Origin of the sequence: Methanobrevibacter sp., from assembly GCF_045577275.1 — an archaeon.
Classification (GTDB): Archaea; Methanobacteriota; Methanobacteria; order Methanobacteriales; family Methanobacteriaceae; genus Methanobrevibacter.
On record NZ_JAZNIB010000102.1, the window covers coordinates 1 to 3057 of the forward strand.

1 protein-coding gene is annotated in these 3057 nt (G+C 33.6%); it reads left to right on the forward strand.

The features are described 5' to 3' along the window. Positions 1–3057, forward strand: a 3057-nt coding sequence (locus ACKI67_RS03485; RefSeq protein ID WP_407462003.1) for an AAA domain-containing protein, incomplete at both ends; no start/stop codon positions are given.

A 3057-nucleotide genomic window follows, 5' to 3' on the forward strand; every position in this document is an offset into this window, starting at 1 on the left:
TCAGCATGCTTCCGGCTTATTCAATAAATTCTCAGACTATTTGCTTGTTGCAGATTTGGATACAATAATCTATGATTTGGAAAAGGATTCCAATAAGAAATTCAAATTATTCGGTGGAAATTCCCATAAGGAAGAACTCTATAAGCTTTATAATGGAAATGTTCCAAGCGATAGGGAAGCCTTAAATGATTTGATTAAAGTTAGAAATCACATCAAAATCAGACAATCCCTAAAGGATAATGAGGCACTTGGAAGAGCATACTTCGGTGATTTGTGGAGTGAACATGCCAATGTAAATGAATTGAAGCAAGTTGCAAATTGGATGAATAAGTTTGTTTATCTTTTATCCAATGGCACATTTAGTGAAACTACTGTTAAAATGCTTTCAAATGACCTTTTCCATCCAAGCATAGATTCAGGAATCGAAGAATATGTTGAAAAAGGCAATAGGTTCTATGAAAATCTTAAGAAATTAGAATCTAAATTAAATCCAAAAAGCAAAATCATATTTAAGAGAGAAACAGAGGATGTTCCTTTTGATAAATGGGAGATTCAATTGAATAAATGGAAAGGACAGTTATCAAGTCTACATTTATGGTCACAATATTCAAATACCAAAAAAGCCTGTATGAACAGTCCTGCATCATTATTCATCAAAACCATTGAAAAGAGAAACATCAAAAAAGATGATGTAAAGCCATTGGTTTTAGGTAATTTCGCAGACAGTTTATTGAATATAGTCTTCAATGAAAATGACACTTTAGCAACATTCATTGGAGAATTGCATGAAAATCGTATCGCAGAATTCAAAGATTTGGATAGAAAGATTATCAATCTTAATAGAAAGAGAATATTCAATAAGTTAAACAGCCAAATTCCTAAGATATACGGTGCTGCAAATGACCCTGAAGCTAAGGTATTGGCTGGAGAATTTACTAGAAAAAGCGGTCATTTGCCAGTGCGTACCCTTCTTGAAAAGGCAGGAGGAGCTATCAAAAAGATTAAGCCTGTCTTTATGATGAGTCCATTATCCATTGCACAGTATCTTGATCCTACAAATCCTAAATTGCAATTTGATGTAGTAATTTTTGACGAAGCAAGTCAAGTGAAACCTGAAGATGCATTAGGTGCATTTATGAGAGGAAAAACAGCTGTTGTAATGGGGGATACTCAACAATTACCTCCTACAAGCTTCTTTGACCAGATGACAGACAGTGAAAGTGGTGAAGAGGTAGCAACTGCATTGGATATGGAAAGCATATTGCATTTATGTAAATTATCATTCCCAGTTAAAATGCTTAAATGGCACTACAGAAGTCGCCATGAGTCCTTGATTAACATTTCAAATAGGGAATTCTATGACAATGAACTGTTGGTTTATCCATCTCCATCTCATACAGACCCAGAATTAGGTCTTAAATTCCATTATAACCCTAATACCCAGTATCATAGAGGTGAAGGTTCAGCTAACCCTCTTGAAGCGAAGGATGTAGTTAAGGAAATATTTAAACACTTTGAAAAATATGGTGATAGGAAGAGTTTAGGTGTAGGTACATTCTCCGTTGCTCAAAAGAATGCTATATTGGAAGAATTGGAGATAGAAAGAAAATCACATCCAGAATTTGAACCGCTCTTCTCAGACAGCAAGGAAGAAAGATTTTTCGTTAAAAACCTTGAAACAATTCAAGGGGATGAAAGGGATGTCATTTTAATCAGTGTTGGATATGGTTATGACACAGAAGGAAAGATGTCATTGAACTTCGGTCCTTTGAATCAGGATGGAGGAGAAAGACGTTTAAATGTGCTTGTTACAAGGGCAAGAGAGAAATGTGTGGTATTCACTAATTTCAGAGCTCATGACATTCATTTGACTGCAAATCCTCCATTTGGTGTAAAATCACTGCAGAGCTTCTTGGAATATGCGGAAAACTTGCATTATAATCAGTCTGTTCAAGAAGATGACTATGATGATGCTCCATTTGAAGATGCAATATATAATTTCATTTCTGAAAATGGGTATGAAGTTGATAAGAAGGTTGGTTGTGCTGGATTTAGAGTGGATTTGGCAATTATTGACCCAGATAATCCTGGAAAATATATATTAGGTATACAATGTGACGGTCATAATTATGCTTCAAGTAAGGTGGCAAGAGACAGGGATAGATTAAGAGAACAAGTCTTGAATGGTTTAGGATGGAACATTTACCATATTTGGTCTACAGATTGGTATAGAAACCGAGATTTGGCAAGGGCCAAATTATTGGAGAATATTGAATCAACTATCATAAATACAAAAGTCAAAGACTTAAAGAAAAAGATTGATGCTGTTGAATCAATGAAGATCAATCCTGTAACTACCGTAATTCTTGGTAAGGACAAGGATGATGAGGATGATCTTGAAGATGATAGTGAATATGATTCTGCTGACATAAATGATTCCATTGATGATATTCCTGATGATATAAGTTCTGTAGACAATGATTTGGCTAATATTCAACGTGTCAAAGCAGAAATGGACGAAAAATCCGAAAAGGAAAAGGAAAAAGAGGATTTAATTAACAGATATTTAGAAGGATTTGATGATGAAATAAATAAAAATTCATCTAAAAAACACAAAGTTGAATCCGAAGATGTTTCTGATGACTTGAATGATTCCATTGATGATATTCCAGATGATATTAGTTCCATAGATAATGATTTGGATGAAATTGATGAAGATTTCGATGATGTTGGAGAATCAGATTCCAATGTAGAAGACAGTGTAGACCTTCGCTCACAAAAGAATGCTACTGTAATAGACATATTTGGTGGTGATGAAGAAGATAACACTACAGTAATGGATCTCTTTGATGATATTGGTGAAGAAGAATTGGATGAAATATCCATTCCTAAAGAAAATAAAGTAAAACAAAAAGAAAAACCTAAAAAATCCAATACTAAAAAAGAGAAAAAAGAAAATATTTATACTAAAAAGGATAAGCCAAAAAAAGAAAATAAACAAGAAAGAAAAGTAAATAAAACTAAACAAAAACAGCAAAAAGATCATAAAGAAGAAAA